17 protein-coding genes and 1 pseudogene are annotated in these 19,636 nt (G+C 71.2%); 12 read left to right on the plus strand and 6 right to left on the minus strand.

All coding sequences use genetic code 11. The features are described 5' to 3' along the window. Nucleotides 1-35: 35 nt before the first annotated feature. Nucleotides 36-383 carry a DUF2530 domain-containing protein gene (locus NYZ95_RS20275; RefSeq protein WP_262848406.1) on the minus strand — a complete coding sequence of 116 codons (348 nt, stop codon included), beginning with the start codon at nucleotides 381-383 and terminating at the stop codon, nucleotides 36-38. A 232-nt stretch (nucleotides 384-615) separates the two neighbouring features. Between NYZ95_RS20275 and NYZ95_RS02615 the strand changes: the two genes are divergently transcribed. From NYZ95_RS02615 to NYZ95_RS02635, 5 genes are all read left to right on the plus strand, one after another. Continuing rightward, on the plus strand, nucleotides 616-2,076 hold the full coding sequence (locus tag NYZ95_RS02615; RefSeq protein WP_262848408.1) for an NCS2 family permease: 1,461 nt from the start codon (nucleotides 616-618) through the stop codon (nucleotides 2,074-2,076). Between the two features lie 222 nt (nucleotides 2,077-2,298). Further along, nucleotides 2,299-2,712: a MarR family winged helix-turn-helix transcriptional regulator gene (locus NYZ95_RS02620; protein WP_262848410.1), complete on the plus strand. Its 414-nt coding sequence runs from the start codon at nucleotides 2,299-2,301 to the stop codon at nucleotides 2,710-2,712. Continuing rightward, entirely contained in the window at nucleotides 2,709-4,082 is a 1,374-nt protein-coding gene (locus tag NYZ95_RS02625; protein WP_262848412.1) for an MFS transporter, read from the plus strand. Before NYZ95_RS02620 ends, NYZ95_RS02625 begins: the two co-directional genes overlap by 4 nt. 52 nt (nucleotides 4,083-4,134) lie before the next feature. Continuing rightward, complete coding sequence (locus NYZ95_RS02630; RefSeq protein WP_262848413.1) at nucleotides 4,135-4,899, plus strand: maleylpyruvate isomerase family mycothiol-dependent enzyme; 765 nt, start codon at nucleotides 4,135-4,137, stop codon at nucleotides 4,897-4,899. Between the two features lie 115 nt (nucleotides 4,900-5,014). After that, nucleotides 5,015-5,905 carry a hypothetical protein gene (locus NYZ95_RS02635; protein ID WP_262848414.1) on the plus strand — a complete coding sequence of 297 codons (891 nt, stop codon included), beginning with the start codon at nucleotides 5,015-5,017 and terminating at the stop codon, nucleotides 5,903-5,905. 4 nt (nucleotides 5,906-5,909) lie between these two features. Here the strand turns inward: NYZ95_RS02635 and serC are convergent, their stop codons facing one another. After that, nucleotides 5,910-7,016, minus strand: coding sequence for a phosphoserine transaminase (gene serC / locus NYZ95_RS02640; protein ID WP_262848416.1), 1,107 nt, complete (start codon nucleotides 7,014-7,016; stop codon nucleotides 5,910-5,912). Between the two features lie 51 nt (nucleotides 7,017-7,067). After that, a complete protein-coding gene (locus tag NYZ95_RS02645) occupies nucleotides 7,068-7,892 on the minus strand; it encodes a TetR/AcrR family transcriptional regulator (protein ID WP_262848418.1) in 825 nt (274 codons plus the stop codon). Between the two features lie 56 nt (nucleotides 7,893-7,948). Between NYZ95_RS02645 and NYZ95_RS02650 the strand changes: the two genes are divergently transcribed. From NYZ95_RS02650 to meaB, 5 genes and pseudogenes are all read left to right on the plus strand, one after another. Next, the gene (locus tag NYZ95_RS02650; RefSeq protein ID WP_262848420.1) at nucleotides 7,949-8,959 is read left to right on the plus strand and encodes an ABC transporter ATP-binding protein; all 1,011 of its coding nucleotides are present in this window, start codon (nucleotides 7,949-7,951) and stop codon (nucleotides 8,957-8,959) included. Beyond that, nucleotides 8,956-9,792: an ABC transporter permease gene (locus NYZ95_RS02655; RefSeq protein ID WP_262848422.1), complete on the plus strand. Its 837-nt coding sequence runs from the start codon at nucleotides 8,956-8,958 to the stop codon at nucleotides 9,790-9,792. Before NYZ95_RS02650 ends, NYZ95_RS02655 begins: the two co-directional genes overlap by 4 nt. A gap of 157 nt (nucleotides 9,793-9,949) precedes the next feature. Continuing rightward, a complete protein-coding gene (locus NYZ95_RS02660; RefSeq protein WP_262848424.1) occupies nucleotides 9,950-11,797 on the plus strand; it encodes a methylmalonyl-CoA mutase family protein in 1,848 nt (615 codons plus the stop codon). 77 nt (nucleotides 11,798-11,874) lie between these two features. Then, a pseudogene (gene scpA / locus NYZ95_RS02665) lies at nucleotides 11,875-13,977 on the plus strand (methylmalonyl-CoA mutase); the annotation flags it as partial. Continuing rightward, complete coding sequence (gene meaB, locus NYZ95_RS02670; RefSeq protein ID WP_262848428.1) at nucleotides 13,977-14,951, plus strand: methylmalonyl Co-A mutase-associated GTPase MeaB; 975 nt, start codon at nucleotides 13,977-13,979, stop codon at nucleotides 14,949-14,951. The pseudogene scpA and the gene meaB, both read left to right, overlap by 1 nt. An 8-nt stretch (nucleotides 14,952-14,959) precedes the next feature. Here meaB and NYZ95_RS20280 read toward each other — a convergent pair whose 3' ends face one another. Beyond that, nucleotides 14,960-15,421, minus strand: a complete 462-nt coding sequence (locus tag NYZ95_RS20280) for a peptidoglycan-binding domain-containing protein (protein ID WP_262848429.1) — start codon at nucleotides 15,419-15,421, stop codon at nucleotides 14,960-14,962. A 173-nt stretch (nucleotides 15,422-15,594) separates the two neighbouring features. Beyond that, entirely contained in the window at nucleotides 15,595-16,713 is a 1,119-nt protein-coding gene (locus NYZ95_RS02680) for a citrate synthase 2 (protein WP_262848431.1), read from the minus strand. A gap of 52 nt (nucleotides 16,714-16,765) precedes the next feature. Between NYZ95_RS02680 and pdxH the strand changes: the two genes are divergently transcribed. Together pdxH and NYZ95_RS02690 are read left to right on the plus strand one after the other, a co-directional pair. Further along, the gene (gene pdxH, locus NYZ95_RS02685) at nucleotides 16,766-17,407 is read left to right on the plus strand and encodes a pyridoxamine 5'-phosphate oxidase (RefSeq protein WP_262848433.1); all 642 of its coding nucleotides are present in this window, start codon (nucleotides 16,766-16,768) and stop codon (nucleotides 17,405-17,407) included. 319 nt (nucleotides 17,408-17,726) lie between these two features. Next, nucleotides 17,727-18,947 (plus strand): MFS transporter, encoded by a 1,221-nt coding sequence (locus NYZ95_RS02690; RefSeq protein ID WP_262848693.1) that lies wholly within the window; start codon nucleotides 17,727-17,729, stop codon nucleotides 18,945-18,947. Between the two features lie 3 nt (nucleotides 18,948-18,950). Here the strand turns inward: NYZ95_RS02690 and NYZ95_RS02695 are convergent, their stop codons facing one another. Continuing rightward, a complete protein-coding gene (locus tag NYZ95_RS02695; protein ID WP_262848434.1) occupies nucleotides 18,951-19,535 on the minus strand; it encodes a PadR family transcriptional regulator in 585 nt (194 codons plus the stop codon). Nucleotides 19,536-19,636 lie beyond the last annotated feature (101 nt).

The raw sequence follows: 19,636 nt of genomic DNA on the forward strand, positions 1-19,636 counted from the left end.
CGAGGGCGGCCCTTCGGCATGTCAGGGGAGGGGCGTCAGGACGTCTCTTCCGCGTCGTCCTCGGCCTCGAGCGCGGCCTTGCGGCGGCGGCAGTACTCGACACCGATGAGGCCCAGGCCGAAACCTGCCAGGCAGGTCCACAGCCACCACACGTCACCGTTGCGCTGCAACGTCCCGAGGAACGGGAGCAGCCCGAGCAGGACGGCGAGCCAGAGGAGAGAACCCACGGTCATCGTGCGGATGCCGTCGACGTCCAGCGGCTTCGGGTCGGGCACGACCTTGTGGACCGTGCTGCCGATCTCGAGCTCGGTGACCTCGGGCTTGTCGAGGCCGTGCGCGCGGCGACGCGGTGCCGGTGCACGCTCCTCGCGCGGTGCGGACACGGGCGCGGGAACGGGTGCGGGTGTCGGCTCGGGCGCCGGGGGCGCCGAGGGGGTTGCGGCCGGCGCCTGCGACACGGCACGATCTGCGCGGCGGCTACCGGCCCTGCGGGACACGTTGTGACCACGGCCACGCTTCGAAGACGTGTCCGGTGTCAGCTTTCGCTTGCCTGAAGCCACGCCTTTACAGTACCCCCCTGGGGGAACCGTCCTACTTCGTACCGTCAGGAGCCTCATGTCCACCCAGACCGAGACCGGATCAGTTGGATCCTTGGACCGGTTCTTCAAGATCTCGCAGAGAGGGTCGAGCGTCGGCCGCGAGATCCGCGGCGGCGTCGTCACCTTCTTCACGATGGCCTACATCATCGTCCTCAACCCCATCATCATCGCCGGGGTTCAGGACGCCGAGGGCAACTACCTCGGTGGCGGCACCCAGGGTGAGGCGTTCGCGCTGGTCGCGGCCGGCACCGCCCTCGTCGCCGGCGTGATGAGCATCCTCATGGGCGCCGTCGCCAACTTCCCGCTCGCGATGGCGGCCGGGCTCGGCCTGAACGCGTTCGTCGCCTACTCGATCGCCAGCCAGATGACGTGGGCCGACGCCATGGGCCTCGTGGTCATCGAGGGCGTCATCATCTTGGTGCTCGTCCTGACGGGCTTCCGGAAGGCGGTCTTCGACGCCGTCCCTCTCCCGCTGAAGACGGCGATCTCGGTCGGCATCGGCCTGTTCATCGCGCTCGTCGGTCTGGTCAACGCCGGTGTCGTCCGGACGACCGGCAACGCCTCGCCCCCGATCGGCCTCGGCGTCGGCGGGACCCTCTCGGGCTGGCCGGTCCTGGTCTTCTGCATCGGCCTGCTCCTGATGATCGCCCTGTACGCGCGAGGCGTCCACGGCGCGATCCTGCTCGGCATCCTGATCACGACGGTCCTCGCGGTGGTCGTGGAGGCCATCACCGACACCGGCGCCTCGGGCGGGGACGCCACCTCCAAGGGCTGGAACCTCAACGTCCCGAGCATGCCGGACTCGTTCATCGACGTCCCTGACTTCTCGTTGCTCGGCAACTTCTCGCTGCTCGGGTCGTTCGAGCAGGTCGGTCTCGTCACCGCAGCGCTGCTGATCTTCACGCTGCTGCTCGCCGACTTCTTCGACACCATGGGGACCATGACGGCGATCGGTGCCGAGGCCGACCTCAACGACGAGGAGGGCATCCCCGAGAACGCCCAGCGGATCCTGGTCGTCGACTCCCTCGGCGCGGTCGCCGGCGGTGCTGCCAGCGTCTCCAGCAACACGGCGTACGTCGAGTCGGCGTCCGGTGTCGGAGACGGCGCCCGCACCGGTCTGGCGGCCATCGTCACTGGCGTGCTGTTCCTGCTGGCGACGATCTTCTCGCCCGTGGTTGCGCACATCCCCAACGAGGCGGCCGTCCCGGCGCTCGTCCTCGTCGGCTTCCTGATGATGCAGCAGGTGCTCGACATCCCGTGGAAGGACATCGAGCTCGCGATCCCGGCCTTCCTCACGATCGCGCTGATGCCGTTCACCTACTCGATCACCGTCGGCATCGGGGCGGGCTTCGTGACGTTCGTGCTCATCAAGGTGGTGCGCGGCAAGGCCGGTCAGGTCCACCCGCTGATGTGGATCGTCGCGGGTCTCTTCCTGCTCTACTTCGCGATCGACCCGATCACCCGCTGGATCAGCTGAGCGCACGATCCTCCGGCGGTGGGGGGGGGGGGCCGGCCCCCCCCCCCCCCGCACGGCCCCGCCCCCCCCGCCCACGCGCGGGAGCGCGCCCCGGGGGGGGGGGGGGGCCCCCCCCCCCCCCCCCGGCCCCCCCCCCCCCCCCCCCCGCCGCGTACGGGGAGGGTGACCGACGTCATTCCTTAACGAGTTTAATTAACGTGGTTAACGACCTATGATGGTCGTATGCCTACCGATGCCCAGAACCTCGCGTCGTCGGTGGCCCGACTGAACCGCCGCCTCCGTCAGGAACGGCACTCCGAGCTCACCCCCAACCAGATGGCCGTGCTGGCGACGCTGCACAAGCACGGACCCCTGAGTCCAGGAGCGATCGCCGCGATCGAGCAGGTCCAGCCGCCCTCGGCCACCCGTACCGTCAACTGCCTCGTCGAGAAGGGCCTGGCCGAGCGCCAGCCCCACCCGACCGACCGCCGACAGGTCGTCGTGTCCCTGAGCGCCCAGGGCGTCGAGGTCCTCGCCGTCGAGCGGGCCCGACGCGACTCCTGGCTGGCCGCGCGCCTCGCCGCCCTCACCACCGAGGAGCGGGCGACGCTGCGCGACGCCTCCGTGCTCCTCGAGAAGCTGGTGGTGAGTGAGTGAGCCCGACCTTCCGCTCGCTCTCCGTCCGTAACTACCGCATCTACGCCAGTGGCGCACTCGTGTCGAACGTCGGCACGTGGATGCAGCGCGTCGCCCAGGACTGGCTGGTCCTCGCGCTCACCGGCAGCGGGACGGCGCTCGGCATCACGACCGGGCTCCAGCTCCTGCCTGCCCTCTTGCTCTCGCCCCTGGCCGGTGTGGTCGCCGACCGCTTCCCGAAGCGGCGCGTCCTCATGGTCACGCAGGTGATGATGGCGCTCCCGGCTGCGCTCCTCGGCATCCTGGCGATCACCGGCGTCGCCGAGGCCTGGCACGTGTACGTCCTCGCGTTCCTCTTCGGCGTCGGGACGGCCTTCGACGCGCCCGCGCGTCAGTCGTTCGTCGTCGAGATGGTCGGCAAGGACGACCTGGCCAACGCGGTCGGGCTCAACAGCGCCTCGTTCAACTCCGGTCGCATGATCGGCCCCGCGGTCGCCGGCGTGATGATCGCCGCGCTCGGCTCGGGGCCGGTGGCGACCGGCTGGGTGATCCTGCTCAACGCGATCAGCTACTTCGCCGTCTTCTTGTCGCTGGTCGCCCTGCGCGCCCGCGAGCTCCGTCCGGCGACCCCCGCCTCGCGCGGCAGGGGCGCCGTCCGCGCGGGGGTGCGGTACGTGCGGTCGCGACCCGACCTCGTGCTGATCCTCACGACGGTCTTCTTCGTCGGCACGTTCGGCATGAACTTCCAGATGACGTCGGCGCTGATGGCCACCGAGGTCTTCGGCAAGGGGGCGCAGGCGTACGGCGTGCTCGGGTCGATCATGGCGATCGGGTCGCTCGCGGGTGCGCTCGTGGCGGCCCGCCGCGAACGCCCGACACGCAGGCTCGTCGTCGGGGCCGCGCTGGTCTTCGTCGTCGTGGAGGTGGCCGCCGGCCTGATGCCGACGTACCTCACCTTCGCGCTCGTGCTGCCGCTGCTCGGACTGAGCGCGCTGACCATGATCACCGCGGCGAACGCCTACATCCAGCTGACGGTCACGCCGCAGATGCGGGGACGGGTCGCCGCGCTGTACCTGATGGTCTTCATGGGTGGTACGCCGTTCGGCGCCCCGGTCATCGGGTGGATCGGGGAGACGTTCGGCGCCCGGTGGACCCTCATCCTGGGCGGGCTCGTCGCCGGTGCGGGCATCTTGGCTGCGACGGTGTTCTACCTGGTGCGTGCGGGCCTGCACCTCCAGATCGACCTCCGGCACCGGCCGCGGCTCCTGCTGGTGCCCCGCGACCCCCGCGCCGCGGTCCGGACCTCCGACGCCGTCGAGGCGCTGGACGATGCCGACCGGCTCGACGCCGGCGAGGCGCAGACGCCGCAGTCGCCGGCCCTGCGACGGTGACCACCACGCGAGAAACGGTGACCCTCACGCCGAGGCGTGGCACGCTGGAGGGATGGCTCCGAGGCCGAACCACGAGAATCGCCTTCCCTGGGACCTGTACCTCGCGGTGATCCGCACCGAGGTCGACCGGATCCTCGAGATCACCGAGGACCTCGACGCCGACGTCCCGGGCTGTCCGGGATGGACGGCGCGCGACCTGCTCGAGCACGTGGGGCTGGTCTTCCGCCACAAGGTCGAGTCGATGCGGAGCGCGAGCGAGCCGCCGTGGCCGATCGAGGACCTCGACACGAGCGACGTACGCCGCCTGCTCGCGGAGGAGACGGCCACGCTGCTCGCCGAGCTCCAGGAGCGTGGTCCGCGCGAGGTCCGGCACACCTGGTGGCCGGGCGACCGCTCCAACGGGTTCTGGTTCCGGCGGATGGCGCTGGAGGCGACCGTTCACCGGGTCGACGCCGAGCAGGCCGCCGGCGCCGCGGTGACGCCGATCGAGCCGGAGGTCGCGCTCGACGGGATCGGGGAGTTCCTGACCGTCTTCCTGGGCGGCCCGTGGTGGGACGACGAGGACGAGGTCACGGCCTTCCCCGTCGACGCGCGGGTCAGGATCGTCGCCGACGGTCGGGCCTGGACGCTCACCCTCTCGCGTCGTTCGGTCGAGGTCGACGAGGACGACGACGCACCGGTCGACCTGGTGGTCGAGGGGTCGCCGCACGCGGTCTACCTCTGGCTGTGGGGGAGGGACTCCGACCGTCTCGAGCTCGAAGGACGCGCGGACCTGCGGAAGGAGGTCGAGGGGCGCTTCGCCGAGGCCTCCGCCTGATCTTCTCGGTGCCTGCCGCGGCTGTACGCCGGCCAGGGCCAGGGTCTATCCTCGTGCGTCGGGGGTGTTGGCTTGTTCCGGACTGGTGAGCACGAGCAGGAGTGACCCCGAGTCGATGAATCCGCGACACCGCAGGGCCCTGATCCCTGGCCTTCTCGTCGTCCTCCTCGTGGTCGTCCTGGTGACCGCCCTCGCGCGCGAGGCGCGCGCCGACGAGCCCTCCGTCGAGCAGGTCAGCACGGTCACGGACGCGCGTCTGCGCGAGTCGAGCGCGCTCGTCCTGAGCAAGCGCGACCCGTCGCTGGCCTACACGGTCAACGACTCCGGCAACGAGCCGGTGGTCTTCACGATCGAGGTCGCCTCCGGTGACGTCGTGGGTTCGACCCGGCTGGTCGGTTTCGACGTCGTCGACGTCGAGGCGCTGGCGATCGACCGCACCGGCAAGCTGTGGGTCGCCGACATCGGTGACAACGACGCGGTCCGCGCGACGGTCGCTCTCTACGCCCTCGACGAGCCTGTGCTCGGCACGAAGCAGGTCAAGCCGACCCGTTACCGCGTGCGCTACGCCGACGGCAACACCGACGCAGAGGCGTTGCTCGCCGACCCGGCCGGCGGCATGTCGATCGTCTCCAAGGGCCTGCTCGGCGGGCAGCTCTACCGCCTGCCCGAGCGCCTCGACCCGAAGACGGTCAACGTCGCGGAGCCGATCGCCGACGCGCAGATCCCCGCGCTGGTGACCGACGGCGACTTCCTCCCCGACGGGGCGAGCGTCGTCCTGCGGACCTACCTCGGCATCCACGTCCTCGACGCCACCACGTGGGAGGAGACCTGGTCGTCGCCGATCCCCGAGGGCGGCCAGAGCGAGTCGCTGGCGGCAGAGCCCAACGGCATCTCGGTGCTCGTCGGCAGCGAGGGGCTGCCCTCCCCGATCCGCCGCGTGACGCTTCCCGAGGACCAGCGCGCGGCGATGCTGGCCCCGGCGAGCGGGGTCATCGACCTCGACTGAGCCTTCAGTCGTCGAGGTGCTCGACGACGTAGTCGAGGCACTGCGTGAGCAGCGTGACGTCGTCGGGCTCGATCGCCGGGAACGTCGCGATGCGCAGCTGGTTGCGACCGAGGCCGCGGTAGCCGTCGATGTCGACGATGCCGTTCTCCCGCAGCGCGGCGGTCACCGCGGAGGCATGGACGCCCTCGAGGTCGATCGTCACGACCGTCGGCGACTGCTTGCCGGGATCGGCGACGAACGGCGTCGCGTACGAGGACTGCTCGGCCCACCCGTAGAGACGCGAGGACGAGTCCTCGCAGCGGGCGACGGACCAGGCGAGCCCCCCGTTCTCGTGGATCGTGCGCAGCTGGAGGTCGGTCCACACCAACGAGGCCAGGGGAGGCGTGTTGTACGTCTGGTCCTTGCGCGAGTTGTCGACGGCGGCCGCCAGGTCGAAGAACGCGGGGATCCAGCGCGAGGACGCCGCGATCTCCTCGACCCGCGCGAGGGCGGCGGGCGACATGACCGCGAACCAGATGCCGGCGTCGGACGCCAAGGCCTTCTGCGGGGCGAAGAAGTACACGTCGCACTGGGTGATGTCGAGTGGGATCCCGGCGGCCGCCGACGTGCCGTCAATGATGACCAGCGCGCCGTCGTCGCCTCCCTCCACCCGGCGTACGGGGGCGGTCACGCCGGTCGAGGTCTCGTTGTGCGCCCAGGCGTACACGTCGATGCCGGCCTCGGGGTGCGCATCGGGGTGGGTGCCCGGCTCGCTCGTGACGACGGTCGGGTCGCCCAGGAAGGGTGCACGCTCGGCCGCGCGGGCGAACTTGGCCCCGAACTCGCCGAACGCCAGGTGCTGGCTGCGCTCCCGGATCAACCCGAAGGTCGCGGCGTCGAAGAAGGCGGTGGAGCCGCCGACGCCGAGCACGACCTCGTAGTCGTCGGGCAGCGAGTACAGCGCACGGATCTGCTCGCGCACCGAGCCCACGAGCGCGCGTACGGGCGCCTGGCGGTGCGACGTGCCGATCACCGACGAGGTCGCGAGCGCCTCCATCGCCTGGTGAGGAACCTTGGACGGACCGGATCCGAACCGGCCGTCGGACGGGAGGAGCTTCTTCGGGATCTGCACGCGTTCATTCTTGCCGGTGCCTGTCGCAGCTGACAGGCGAGGTCGGGGCGCTCACTCCTTCATCGCGCGCATCTCCTCGGCGACCGCCTCTTCGTAGCGCGCCATGCACGACTCGAAGCTGGGGATCGTTGCAGCCCCCTCGCGCTGCGCGTGCGCGATCAGGAGCTCGAGCGTGTCGAGGAGCCCCTCGATCGCGGGCTCGAACGGTGTCGTCGCGTTGTCGAAGGCGCCCTCGCTCCACAGGCGGGTCATCGTGGGGAACCGCGCCGGGTCGAAGGTCTTCTCCCAGAAGTCGCTGGTCTGCGCCCAGTAGGCGGCGTAGTCCGTGCCCTGAGAACGCCGGTCGGCGTCCTCGGCCGCGGCCGACCGCGCGGCGCCCGTCACCGCGTTGTTCACGATCTCGACGGTCTCGACGACCTGGCTCGCCGTGAGGCCGGTGTCGACGAGCGTCCGGTAGGCCGCCTCCTGGGCCTCGAACACGTGCGGGGCCAGGGGGAGGCGCCACGGGTTCACGTCGGTGAGCCACGCGTGCTGGCGCAGCAGCTTCCAGTAGCCGCGCGCGTAGACGCCCAGCGCGGTGCGCCAGGGGAGGTCGGGGTCGGGGAGGGTGAAGTCCGCGTACGCCCGGTCGACCATCGCGTCCACGAGCTCGTCGCGTCCCGGGACGTGGGAGTACAGGGTCATCGCGCCGACACCGAGGGCGCGGGCGACCGAGCGCATGGAGACGGCGGCGAGGCCCTCGGCGTCGGCGACGGCCACCGCCGCGTCGACCACGGCGTCGCGGGTCACGCGAGGGGGCCGGCCACGGCTCGAGACGACGGGCGGCTCCCACAGCGCGGCGTACCGGTGCGTGGGCGGTGCCTCTTCGTGCGTCATCCACTCTCCTCAAAACGGGCTTGCCTCTTTTTATCGTACAGCGTACTGTTGCGCGCATGACAGATTCAGTACGCCGTACGAGAAGTATGGTTGCCGCGCGCGGGCTCACGAAGACCTTCAAGCGCAAGAAGGAAGTCGTCGAGGCGGTCAAGCAGGTCGACCTCGACGTCGCCGACGGCGAGCTGGTGGCGTTCCTGGGACCCAACGGCGCCGGCAAGTCCACGACCCTGCGCATGCTGACCTCGCTGCTCACGCCGACGGAGGGGTCGGCGATGGTGGCGGGGTACGACGTGGTCCGCGACCCTGCCGAGGTGCGGGCACGCATCGGCTACATCGGCCAGGGCAACGCGGGCGGCTACTCCTACCGGGTGGGCGACGAGCTGATGAACCAGGGCCGGTTCTACTCCGTGCCGGCCGACGTGGCGCGCCAGCGGTCGGCGGAGCTGCTGGAGGCGCTCGAGCTCTCGGGCATGGAGAAGCGCACCGTCCTCTCCCTGTCGGGCGGGCAGCGTCGCCGCCTCGACGTCGCCATGGGCCTGATGAACCACCCGCGACTGCTGTTCCTCGACGAGCCGACCACCGGTCTCGACCCGCACGCCCGGGCGAACCTGTGGGAGCACATCATGCGGCTGCGCGTCGAGAACGAGATGACGATGCTCCTCACGACGCACTACCTCGACGAGGCCGACGCCATGGCCGAGCGCATCGTCCTGATCGACCACGGCACCGTCATCGCCGACGCGACCCCGACGGCGCTGAAGCGAGACTTCGCCGACGACGTGGTCACCCTCGGCCTCGTTCCCGGTGCCGACACGGCGGCGGTCGTCGTCGAGAAGGCCCGGTCCGTGCTGCCTGACGACGTCAGTCGCGTCGAGGACCACGTCGCTCCCGACGGCTCCGTACGCCTCGTGCTGGCGACCAACCACGGGCCCGACCTCGTCCCGCCCGTCCTGCGCTCGCTGGAGGCGGTCGGCGTCACGGTCGGCTCCGCGGACGTGAAGCAGGCGTCGCTCGACGACGTCTTCCTCAACCTGACCGGCCGGAGCCTGCGCGAGGAGGCAGCATGACCGCCACGACCGACACCACCACAGGCACCCACGCCCCGACCGCCAGCCCGCTTCCGGAGCGCACGCGCGCGGCCAAGTGGGTCCACGACACCAGCGTGGTGTTCATCCGCGAGATCCTCGTGACGCTGCGCGACCCGTTCACGCTGATCTTCTCCCTGCTCCAGCCGCTGGTCTTCCTCGGGCTCTTCGGCCCGCTCCTGGACGGCATGCTCGGCGCGGGGTCGATCGACGGCGAGTCGGCGCTGCAGTGGTTCCTGCCCGGCGTGCTCGTGATGATCGCGATCTTCGGTACGGGCATGGTGGGCGGCAACCTGCTCTACGAGCTGATGACCGGGGCGTACGAGCGGATCCTCGCGACGCCGCTCGACCGTTCCTCCATCCTCGTCGGGCGCGCGCTCAAGGAGTTCGCCCCGCTCGTCGTGCAGGCGCTGCTGATCACCGCGGTCGCGATCCCGTTCGGCCTGTCGTTCTACCCGGCGCACGTCCTCGTCGGTCTACTCATCCTCGGCGTGTTCGGGATCGGCCTCGGCTCCCTCTCGTACGCGCTCGGGCTCGCCTCGAAGAACCGCGAGTGGGTGTTCTGGGGCGTGCAGCAGTCGCTGATCTTCCCGCTCCTGCTCCTCGCCGGCATGATGCTGCCGCTCGAGGCAGGTCCGGAGTGGATGCAGGCGGTCTCGAAGTTCAACCCGCTGACCTACATCGTCGACGCCGAGCGCACGCTCTTCTCCGGCACGATGTGGGACTCGACGGTCGCCTGGGGCGTCGTCGCGGCCCTCGCGACCTGCGCTGTCGGCCTGTGGGTCGGCATCTGGAAGGTCAAGCGCACCATCTGATCCACCCCGTCCCCGATTTGGGCACTACTCCACCGATCGCACGGGGGACTTCGGTGGGGAACTGCCCGAATCGGGGACGGACGGGCTGGGGTGCGGTACGTCACACCGCACCCCAGCGGGTGGCTGTTACACAGGCGTCATCCGTACGATGCGCTCCATGAGCGAGTTGTCGTTGAGCGGCGACGCGACGTACTCCCGCGAAGCGTGGGAGAAGTCCGCGGCCGCCGTCCTCCGCAAGTCCGGGAGGCTGACCGAAGACCAGCCCGACTCCGCGGTGTGGGACGCCTTGGCGACTCGTACGCTCGACGACCTCGCGGTGACGCCGCTCGGGACGCCCGAGCTCGTGGCCGATCTCCCCGATCCGGGTCTGCCGGGACAGGCGCCGTACGTCCGTGGCGTGCAGGCGCGCCGCAGCGACGACGGCTGGGATGTGCGGGTCCTCCACGAGGACCCCGACGCGACCCGTACGGCGGAGGCCGTCCTCACCGACCTCGAGAACGGCGCGACGTCCTTGTGGCTCCGGCTGGGGCCCGAGGCGATCGCGCCGGATGCGCTCGCGACGGTCCTCGACCGCGTGTTCGTCGACCTCGCCCCGGTCGTCATCGAGGCCCGCGCCGACGCGCTCGCCGCCGCCGACACCTTCTGCCGCTACCTCGACGAGCGGGCGGTGACCCCCGCTCCCGGCACCAACCTCGGCCTCGACCCGATCGGCGCGACGCTGCGCGGGTACGGCAGCGGCCTGCACCTCGAGACCGTCGTCGTCGAGGGCGCCCGCAAGGCGGCCGAGCGGGGGATCGCCGCCTTCGTGGTCGACGCGACCGCGGCGCACGACGCGGGGGCCTCGGACGCCCAGGAGATCGGGTACGCGCTGGCCGTCGGTGCCGCGTACCTTCGCCTCCTCGCCGAGGCAGGCTTCAGCATCGACGAGGCGCTCGCCCTCGTCGAGTTCCGGTTCGCCGCGACCGACGAGCAGTTCACGACGATCGCCAAGCTCCGCGCCGCCCGCCGCACGTGGAACCGGCTCACCGACCTCTCCGGTGCCGCCGAGGTCTCGCGCGGACAGGTGCAGCACGCCGTCACCTCTCGCGTGATGCTCAGCAAGTACGACCCGTGGGTGAACATGCTCCGCACGACCGTCGCCGCGTTCGCCGCCGGCGTCGGCGGGGCGAGCTCGGTCACGGTGCTCCCGTTCGACACCCCGCTCGGCCTGCCGGACGCCTTCAGTCGCCGGATCGCTCGCAACACCTCGTCGCTGCTCATCGCCGAGTCCCACGTCGCCGCGGTGACCGACCCCGCTGGCGGGGCGTACGCGGTCGAGCGGCTCACCGACGACCTCGCGCGTGCCGGCTGGGACGAGCTCGGCCGGATCGAGGCCGTGGGCGGCGTGCGTGAGGCCATCGAGGACGGCTCGCTGACCGCCCGGCACACCGCAGTCGCCCGCGAGCGCGAGGCGCAGATCGCCCGCCGTCAGCGCCCGATGACCGGACTGTCGGAGTTCCCGAACCTGCGCGAGATCCTGCCCGAGCGCACCCCGTACCCCGAGGGCGCCGAGCCCCTCCAGCGCTGGGGCGCCGCCTTCGAGGCGCTGCGCGACAACCCGGTCGCCACGCCCGTCTTCCTCGCGACGATGGGACCGGTCGCCAGCCACACCGCCCGCGTCACGTTCGTCGCGAACCTCCTGGCCGCCGGCGGCATCGAGACCGTCACCGCCGGCCCGACCAGCGGGGTGGACGAAGTCCTCGCGGCGTACGACGGTGCTCCCGTCGTCTGTCTGGCAGGTCCGGACAAGGCGTACGCGGAGTGGGGCGCCGACCTCGTCGCGGCGCTGCGCGCGGCGGGCGCCCAGTGGGTGATCCTCGCCGGCAAGCCGGTCGACGGCGTCGAGGTCGACGCCACGGCCGCCATGGGGGTGGACGCCCTGACCTTCCTCCACGAGACGCGAGGCAGGCTCGGCGCGGGATCGGCGGCCACCGCGGCCACCGGCGAGAACGGAGCAGACGCATGAGCATCCCGGACTCCTTCGCAGGGCTGCCGCTCGACCCCGAGACCCCGTACGAGGCCGACCGTGCCGCGTACGACCGGGCGGCCGACGGCGCCGAGGCGTGGACCGCGCCCGAGGGCATCGACGTCGCCCCGCTCTACACCGCTGCGGACCTGAGCGGTCTGGACGCGCTCGACACGTACCCCGGTCTGGCGCCGTTCCTGCGCGGGCCGTACCCGACCATGTACACCACCCAGCCGTGGACGATCCGCCAGTACGCGGGCTTCTCGACGGCCGAGGAGTCGAACGCCTTCTACCGCCGGAACCTCGCCGCGGGCCAGAAGGGACTGTCGGTCGCCTTCGACCTGGCGACGCACCGCGGCTACGACTCCGACAACCCGCGGGTCGTCGGCGACGTCGGCATGGCGGGTGTCGCCATCGACTCGATCTACGACACGCGCACGCTCTTCGACGGCATCCCGCTCGACAAGATGAGCGTCTCGATGACGATGAACGGCGCCGTGCTGCCGGTGCTCGCCCTCTACATCGTCGCGGCCGAGGAGCAGGGGGTGAAGCCGGAGCAGCTCATGGGGACGATCCAGAACGACATCCTCAAGGAGTTCATGGTCCGCAACACCTACATCTACCCGCCGGCCCCGTCGATGCGGATCATCTCCGACATCTTCGCCTACACGGCGCAGCGGATGCCGAAGTTCAACTCGATCTCGATCTCCGGCTACCACATCCAGGAGGCCGGGGCGACGAACGACCTCGAGCTCGCGTACACGCTGGCCGACGGCGTCGAGTACATCCGCGCCGGGCTCGACGTGGGACTCGACATCGACGCCTTCGCGCCTCGGCTGTCGTTCTTCTGGGCGATCGGCATGAACTTCTTCATGGAGGTCGCCAAGATGCGTGCGGCCCGCGCCCTCTGGTCGCGGCTGGTGGCGCAGTTCGACCCCACGAACCCGAAGTCGAGCTCGCTGCGTACGCACAGCCAGACCTCCGGCTGGTCACTGACCGCGCAGGACGTCTTCAACAACGTGCAGCGCACCGCGATCGAGGCGATGGCCGCGACGCAGGGCCACACCCAGTCGCTGCACACCAACGCGCTCGACGAGGCGATCGCACTGCCGACCGACTTCTCGGCCCGGATCGCGCGCAACACCCAGCTGCTGCTGCAGCAGGAGTCGGGGACGACGGCGACGATCGACCCGTGGGGCGGCTCGTACTACGTCGAGAAGCTGACGCACGACCTCGCACGCCGCGCTTGGGGCCACATCGAGGAGGTCGAGAGGGCCGGCGGCATGGCGAAGGCGATCGAGGCGGGCATCCCCAAGATGCGCGTCGAGGAGGCTGCGGCGCGGACGCAGGCGCGGATCGACTCCGGCCAGCAGGCCGTCATCGGTGTCAACACGTACCGCGTCGACACCGAGGAGCCCTTCGAGGTGCTCAAGGTCGACAACCGGGCCGTGCTCGCGGCTCAGGTCGCCAAGCTGGAGCGCCTGCGCGCCGAGCGCGACGACGACGCGGTCCGGCGTTCGCTGCACGCGCTGACGGAGTCCGCCGGCCGTGGCGCCAGCAAGGACGGGTCGCTGGACGGCAACCTGCTCGCCCTCGCCGTCGACGCGGCGCGTGCGAAGGCCACCGTCGGCGAGATCTCCGACGCGCTCGAGAAGGTCTACGGACGCCACAAGGCCGTGATCCGTACGATCTCTGGTGTGTACCGTTCCGAGGCAGGCAAGGCCGAGAACGTCGAGCGCGTGATCGCCGCGACCGACGCGTTCGAGGAGGCCGAGGGCCGTCGCCCGCGCATCCTGGTCGCCAAGATGGGCCAGGACGGGCACGACCGTGGCCAGAAGGTCATCGTCTCCGCCTTCGCGGACATGGGCTTCGACGTCGACGTGGGCCCGCTCTTCTCCACCCCGGAGGAGGTGGCCCAGCAGGCGGTCGACGCCGACGTCCACGTCGTGGGCGTGTCGTCGCTGGCGGCCGGCCACCTCACGCTCGTGCCCGCGCTGCGTGACGCGCTGGCCGAGCTGGGCCGCCCCGACGTGCTCGTCGTCGTCGGCGGCGTCATCCCGCCGGACGACGTGGAGACGCTCAAGGAGATGGGCGCAGCCTCGGTGTTCCTCCCCGGCACGGTCATCGCCGAGTCGGCGCTGGAGCTGCTCGACAAGCTCCGGACGACCCTGCAGCACTGATGGTCGACGTCGCGGATCTCGCCGAGCGCGTACGAGCCGGCGAGCGCGCTGCGGTCGCGCGTGCCATCACGCTCGTCGAGTCCCGGCGCGACGACCACCGAGCCGCCGCACGCGAGCTGCTCGCGGCGCTCACCCCGCACGCGGGAGGAGCGGCGCGGGTGGGCATCTCGGGCGTGCCCGGCGTCGGCAAGTCGACGTTCATCGAGGCGCTCGGCACCCACCTGACCGGGTCCGGTCACAAGGTCGGCGTCCTGGCTGTCGACCCGTCGTCGGTGCGGACAGGTGGCTCGGTGCTCGGCGACAAGACGCGGATGCCGGAGCTCGCGGCCGACCCGTCGGCCTACATCCGCCCGTCACCCTCGGCAGGCACGCTCGGAGGGGTCGCCCGCGCCACGACCCAGGCGATCCTCGTGCTGGAGGCCGCGGGCTTCGACGTCGTCCTGGTCGAGACGGTCGGTGTGGGCCAGTCGGAGGTGACGGTCGCCGGGATGGTCGACACGTTCCTCTTCCTGACCCTCGCGCGCACCGGTGACCAGCTCCAGGGCATCAAGAAGGGCATCCTCGAGATCGCCGACGTGATCGCGGTGAACAAGGCCGACGGTGACCGTGAGCCTGAGGCGCGGGTCGCCGCTCGCGACCTGGCGGGCGCGATCCGGCTCGTCCACGCCGGGACGACCGGATGGGTCCCGCCGGTGCTCACCTGCTCGGGACTCGAGGGCGACGGCGTCGACACCGTCTGGATGCGGGTGCTGCGGCACCGCGAGTTCCTCGGCGCCGCCGGCCTGCGTGACAAACGCGCGGCCCAGCAGCTGGAGTTCATGTGGGCGCTCGTCCGCGACGAGCTCGACCAGCGCCTGCGGCGCTCGGAGTCGGTGCGCGGTGTGCTGGACGAGGTGCGCGCCGGCGTGCTCGCGGGAGAGGTGCCCGCCACGAACGCCGCCGACGCGATCCTCGCCGCGTACGACCAGCGCTGACTGATCCTCTACTCGTCGTACCACCAGCAGGCGTACGGCTCGTAGTAGAGCGGCCAGCAGATGGCGTCACGGGTCTGAGGCCCGTAGACGCCGTCGGCCGTGATGCCGAGGCGTCGCTGAAGACTGATCAGTGCGCTCTGCGTCGCGGGGCCGAAGTCGCCGTCCACCGCGATGTTGTAGTCGTAGGTGTCCCGCATGACCTCCTGGAGGTACTTCACCGCGTTGTTCCTGTTCCCGCGCTTCATCACGCAGGTGGGGCTGAGGGTGGAGTACTGGACAGGGATGAACATGCGCTCGCCGCTCGCGCTGTACTTCCGGACCGCCTCGGTGCAGGTCGGGGTGGCTGCGTGAGCGGGGGTGGCGGTGGCGGTCACGCCGATGCCCACCAGCATCGTCATCAGCATCGCTGCGGCCGCGACCACGAGCAGCCGGGCACGGACCCACATGGTGCGTGACTCGTCTCTGTCCACGGGTTGACGGCGCTCGCGCGCTTCCCAGATCCCTCGCATTTGGGCACACTCCTGTCTCCTGGGGCCTGGTGGCCACGACTACGGGCCACCAGGCTCGTCCGACCAGGAGCACTGCCGCCACCCGATTCGAGCAGGCTCGAAAAGGGTGCGCCGCGGCGTACGCGGGGGAGGGGCTAGGCCCAGGCGGGGTCCCAGCCGTCGACGCTCTCGGCCGGCCGCGAAGCCGGTCCGGTGTAGACCGCCGACGGACGGATCAGGCGCCCGGTGCGCTTCTGCTCGAGGATGTGCGCGCTCCACCCCGCCGTGCGGGCGCAGGTGAACATCGACGTGAACATGTGCGGGGGGATCTCGGCGAAGTCGAGGACGATGGCCGCCCAGAACTCCACGTTCGTCTCCAGCACCCGGTCCGGGCGGCGCTCGCGCAGCTCGGCGAGCGCGGCCTCCTCCAGCGCCTCGGCCACCGCGTACCGCGGCGCGTTGAGCTCGCGCGCGGCGCGTCGCAGCACGCGGGCCCGCGGGTCCTCGGCGCGGTAGACGCGGTGCCCGAAGCCCATGAGCCGCTCGCCGGCGTCGAGCAGGCCCTTGACGTAGGTGCGTGCGTCGTCGGTGCGCTCGACGTCGGCGATCATGCCGAGCACCCGCGAGGGCGCACCGCCGTGGAGCGGACCCGACATCGCGCCGACCGCACCGGAGAGCGCGGCTGCGACGTCGGCGCCCGTCGACGCGATCACGCGCGCGGTGAAGGTCGAGGCGTTCATGCCGTGCTCGGCCGCGGAGGCCCAGTACGCGTCGATCGCCTTGACGTGGTCCGGGTTCGCCTCGCCGCGCCACCGGGTGAGGAACCGCTCGGTGATCGTCGTCGCCTTGTCGATCTCGGACTGCGGCACCATCGGCTGGCCGAGGCCGCGAGCGGCCTGCGCGACGTACGACAGCACCATCACCGCGGTGCGGGCGAGGTCGTCACGCGCCTGCTCGGCCTCGATGTCGTACAGCTGGCCGAGGCCCCAGGCCGGGGCCGTCAGCGCGATCGCGCTCTGGACGTCGACGCGGATGTCGCCGGAGTGGACCGGGATCGGGAACGGCTCGGCCGGCGGGAGCCCCGGCTCGTAGGCTCCGTCGACCAGCAGGCCCCAGATCTTCTCGAAGGGCACGCGGCCGACGAGCTCCTCGATGTCGACGCCGCGGTAGCGCAGCGACGACCCCTCCTTGTCGGGTTCGGCGATCTGCGTGGCGAAGGCGATGACGCCTTCGAGGCCCTCGTGGACCGTCGCCGTGTCGGGTACGTCAGTCATGCCGGTCATTGTGCTCTCTTTCGCGTCGACGGAGTCTCGTAGGGTGCTGTCCATGGACTCGGAGGCGATCGCGGCTCTGCGCGAGGAGTACGAGGCGGCGGGCCTGAGCGAGGCGCAGGCGGGGCACGACCCCGTCGCGCTGTTCGCGAGGTGGCTCCAGGAGGCGGTCGCCTCCGGCATCCACGACCCCAACGCGATGGCACTCGCGACGGCCACGCCGAGCGGGCGGCCGTCGGTGAGGATCGTGCTGCTCAAGGGGTTCGACGCCGACGGAGCCGTCTTCTACACCAATCGGGAGTCGCGCAAGGGCGACGAGCTCGAGCTCAATCCGCACGCCGCCCTCGCGCTCCTGTGGCACCCGCTGCAACGGCAGGTCCGCATCGAGGGGCACGTCTCACGGGTGGGCGACGACCTGTCCGACTCGTACTTCGCGTCGCGGCCACGCGGCTCCCAGCTCGGCGCCGTCGCCTCGAGCCAGTCACGTGTGGTCCCGGACCGCGTCGCGCTCGAGCGCGCCTACGACGCCGCGGCGGCGACGTACCCCGACGTCGTGGCGCGACCTCCGTGGTGGGGCGGCTACCGGGTCGCGCTCGAGGTCGTCGAGTTCTGGCAGGGACGTACGGGGCGCATGCACGACCGCATCCGCTTCACGCGCGTCGACGACGGCTGGCAGCGGGAGCGCCTCGCGCCCTGAGGGTCTGCAGACACAGAACGACCCGCGGGGTTGGCTGCCGAGTGGACAACATCTCGGCCCCCGCGGGTCGGGTGGCTGCTGGGATTCGCCGCACGGTGCGGAAAAGCCCCTGCACCGTGGCTAGCGGACAGCCACCTCACATGTCCTGAAGTCATTCATTCTTCGGACCACCTCCTTCCCGTGTACGTACGACCGTACGCCTCGCCGCGGTCCGAGCCAACCGGTTATCGGGCCCTCCGGCGGCCGTGGACCGGGTGCGCGGCACAATCGCCTTCGTGGCAAGGCGGGGCTGGGACGGGTACTGACCGATGTCCGTCCGCTGAGGGAGTCGGCGGACTTCCGGAGGCTCTGGGTCGGCCACACCGTCTCCCAGCTCGGGCAGCAGATGGCGACCGTCACCGTCGCGTACCAGGTGTGGATCCTCACCGAGTCGCCGTTCGCGGTCGGGACGCTCGGGATCGTCGCGCTCATCCCTCTGGTGGCGCTCGGTCTGTACGGCGGGGCGCTGGTCGACCACTACGACCGGCGCAAGGTCGCGCTCTGGACCGCGGCGGGGCTCTGGCTCTGCACGGCGGTGCTCCTCGCCCAGGCGGTCCTCGAGATCGAGTCGGTCGGCCTGCTGTACGCGGTGGTCGCGGTCCAGAGCGGGTTGTTCGCCATCAACAGCCCGGCCCGGTCCGCGATCATCCCGCGCCTGATCTCGGCGCGCCTGCTGCCGGCGGCGAACGCCCTCAGCATGGCGGCGTACAACCTCGGCTTCACGGTCGGTCCGCTGCTGGGCGGCGTGATGATCGCGTGGTGGGGCGTCACGTCGACGTACGCGGTCGACCTGATCACGTTCTCCGCCGCGCTGTACGCGTTGGTGCGCCTGCCGGCGATCCCGCCCGCGGGGGAGCGGGGGCGGGTGCCGGGCCTGCGCTCGGTCGTCGAAGGGATCCAGTGGCTGCGCCGTGCGCCGAACCTGCGGATGACCTTCGTCGTGGACCTGTGCGCGATGGTGCTCGCGCAGCCGCGTGCGCTCTTCCCGGCGCTCGCGCTGACGGTCTACGCGGGCGGGCCGTCCGCGCTGGGGCTCCTGCAGGCCGCGCCCGCGATCGGGTCGTTGGTGGCGTTCGCCCTCTCGGGCTGGATCAGCCGGGTGCACCGTCAGGGTGTCGCCGTCGTCGTCGCGGTCCTCGCGTACGGGGCGGCGGTCGCGCTCGCGGGGGTTGCGGCGATCGGCCTGCCCGGCGTGCTGTGGCTCGTAGTCGTGATGCTGGCGTTCTCGGGCTCGGCCGACATGGTGAGCGCGGCCTACCGCAGCACGATGCTCCAGCAGGCGGCGCCCGACGAGCTGCGGGGTCGGCTCCAGGGCGTGTTCACGGTCGTGGTCGCGGGCGGCCCGAGGCTGGGGGAGTTCGTGGCGGGGTCGGTGGCCGAGCTCACCTCGGAGGCCGGGGCGATGCTCTACGGCGGGGTCGCGTGCATGGTCGCCACGCTGCTCGCTGTCGCGTGGCAGCGTGGCTTCCTGCGCTACGACGCCCGCCGGCCCGCCCCGTAGACGTCACTCGGCCAGGAGGCCGTAGATGCGGCGGCGTGCCTCGTCGAGGATCGCGACCGCGCGCTCGCGCTGGTCGTCGGTGCCGTCGTCGTCGAGCTGCCGGGCGGCGCGCACGAGCTTTCGGGCGCTGGTGTGCAGGTCCTCCTGGGTCTGCGAGCGCGGGTTCGTGCTCTCCCATGCCTGGGCCACGTCGTCGGCGCGGTCGGCGAGGTAGGCCGTGCCCGCGTCGGTGATGCGGAACTGCGTCGCCTGCTCGTCGGTCGGCTCGATGAGGCCGTCCTCGGTGAGGCGTCGCAGCACGGGGTAGATGGATCCGGGGCTCGGACGCCAGCGACCGTGGGTGCGCTCGGCGAACGTCGTGATGAGGCCGTAGCCGTTGGTGGGGCCGTCGGCGATGACCGACAGCGCTGCCAGCTTCACGGCGCCGCGACGAGCGCGCCCACCGCGGCGTCCCTCGCCGAAGCCGGGACCGAAGCCGGGGCCGAAGCCGCGGTCGTGCCCGCGGTGGTCACGCCTGCCCGGGCGGGGCCGGCGGCGGGAGGAGGTCGGGTCGAAGCCCGTTCGGGGGTCGATTTCTGGGGTTCGCATGAGGTGTCCTTTCGTTGAATCTCATGATGTGTCGATGATAGATCACGATATATCGTTATGCAACTCTGCCGGTCGGGCGGTCCGCGCCTACGATGAGACGA

The organism is Mumia quercus (assembly GCF_025506335.1).
In the GTDB taxonomy this organism is placed as follows: Bacteria; Actinomycetota; Actinomycetes; order Propionibacteriales; family Nocardioidaceae; genus Mumia; species Mumia quercus.